Consider the following 1,656-nt stretch of genomic DNA (forward strand, 5'->3'; position numbering starts at 1 on the left):
TCCTCGTTCATCCCTTATCTACAGGGAAGTATCCAAAAACAGATACTATCGAGGGTTCACGTCTAACTCAATCGAAGCTTTCGTCTTGCACTCGGGGAAAGCAGTGCTTTGCTGATCCTCGTTCATCCCTTATCTACAGGGAAGTCTGTTCAGACATTGGATTCGTGACTACTATACTGTTTTCAATGGTCTTAATCCCTTATCTACAGGGAAGTATCTAAAATAGATTGCATATTCCTGCATAAACATACCACCCATTCTTGTTCGTAACGTACCAGTCGTTCCTTTCGTAATGAGCCGAAAATGAATAAACCACAAACAGTAGATGCACAATTTAAACTTAGATTACCAACAACATTAAAGTTAAAAATTGAAAATGAAGCTCAAGGCTTGAAACGATCTATGAATGCTGAAATTGTGGCACGATTAGAAAATAGCTTTAACTTTAAAAAATTAGACAATAATAGTGTATTGAACCAATATCAACTTATTGATCGCAAGAAAGAACTATCAAATCGCTTAACTAAAGCAATAGAGTTGTTTAATTCATTACAGGTAAAAGAAATTAAATATACACACATTGCTGAACAACTAGGATATGAAACTGCTGAACCTGTATTAGATTGGATACAAGGTAAACATGAACCATCTTTCCATCAACTTCGAGAAATAGCAGAGTATCTAAAGGTTAATCCGTCTTGGCTTGTACATGGTGATGGTGAAATCAGCACTTGAATAATAGTACCATTATTGATACTATTTAGAGATTGGAATTATTGAGCATATTAATGGCTAATATTGATCAACTCATAGAGCAAATGCGGAATAATCCAAAAAATATTCGTTTTGTGGATTTAATCAAGGTTTGCAAACAGTATTTTGGTGAGCCAAGACAAACAGGTGGTAGTCACACCGTATTTAAAACACCGTGGCAAGGCGATCCTCGTATAAACCTTCAAGATGATGGTGGGAAAGCTAAACCATACCAAGTGAAGCAAGTTTTGGCTGCACTCGATAAACTTAACGTATTGTGAGGTGGAAAATGGATAGTAAGCAATATACTTACCGTGTTATGTGGTCAGCAGAAGATAATGAATACGTTGGACAATGTGCTGAATTTCCATCATTATCTTGGCTTGATGCAGATCAATCTAAAGCATTTTCAGGTATTGTTAATGTTGTTGCTGAGGTTGTAGCCGATATGATCAGTAATAATGAAAAAGTACCAGTGCCACTTTCAGAGAAGAAATATAGTGGTCGTTTTGCTGTACGTGTTCCATCAATGGTTCATCAAAAACTAGCATTAGAAGCAGCAGAACGTGGTGTAAGTATGAATCGTTTAGTATCCGCAAAATTAGCTATGTAACCAGTTAAAAGGATATGAGATTTTGTCTCATATCCAAGTGGTTCAAGAAATAGGAATGACTGGTATGTTACGAACAGGAATAGGTGGTCGTTTTATCCAGTATTTTGCAATAGATACTATCGAGGGTTCACGTCTAACTCAAGCAAAGCTTTCGTCTTGCACTCGGGCAAAGCAGTGCTTTGCTGATCCTCGTTCATCCCTTATCTACAGGGAAGTCTGTTCAGACTCTGGATCCGTAAATCAGCAAAACCAAAAGAGGAGTCTTAATCCCTTATCTACAGGGAAGTCTG

General features: G+C 37.3%; 4 protein-coding genes. All 4 read left to right on the top strand.

The window, feature by feature from the left end:
- The first annotated feature begins 303 nt into the window (after positions 1–303).
- Positions 304–735 carry an Arc family DNA-binding protein gene (locus tag F988_RS00655; protein WP_004678288.1) on the top strand — a complete coding sequence of 144 codons (432 nt, stop codon included), beginning with the start codon at positions 304–306 and terminating at the stop codon, positions 733–735.
- A 53-nt stretch (positions 736–788) separates the two neighbouring features.
- Positions 789–1,034, top strand: coding sequence for a hypothetical protein (locus F988_RS00660; protein WP_004678286.1), 246 nt, complete (start codon positions 789–791; stop codon positions 1,032–1,034).
- Between the two features lie 8 nt (positions 1,035–1,042).
- The gene (locus tag F988_RS00665; protein ID WP_004678285.1) at positions 1,043–1,366 is read left to right on the top strand and encodes a type II toxin-antitoxin system HicB family antitoxin; all 324 of its coding nucleotides are present in this window, start codon (positions 1,043–1,045) and stop codon (positions 1,364–1,366) included.
- A 22-nt stretch (positions 1,367–1,388) separates the two neighbouring features.
- Positions 1,389–1,656, top strand: a 268-nt coding sequence (locus tag F988_RS15270; protein WP_212749251.1) for a hypothetical protein, incomplete at its 3' end; no start/stop codon positions are given.

It is taken from the genome of Acinetobacter parvus DSM 16617 = CIP 108168 (assembly GCF_000368025.1).
GTDB classification, from domain to species: Bacteria; Pseudomonadota; Gammaproteobacteria; order Pseudomonadales; family Moraxellaceae; genus Acinetobacter; species Acinetobacter parvus.

Coding starts and splice junctions, on each gene's coding strand:
- F988_RS00655 (WP_004678288.1), top strand. CDS start 304: ATGAATAAACCACAAACAGTAGATGCACAATTTAAACTTAGATTACCA.
- F988_RS00660 (WP_004678286.1), top strand. CDS start 789: ATGGCTAATATTGATCAACTCATAGAGCAAATGCGGAATAATCCAAAA.
- F988_RS00665 (WP_004678285.1), top strand. CDS start 1,043: ATGGATAGTAAGCAATATACTTACCGTGTTATGTGGTCAGCAGAAGAT.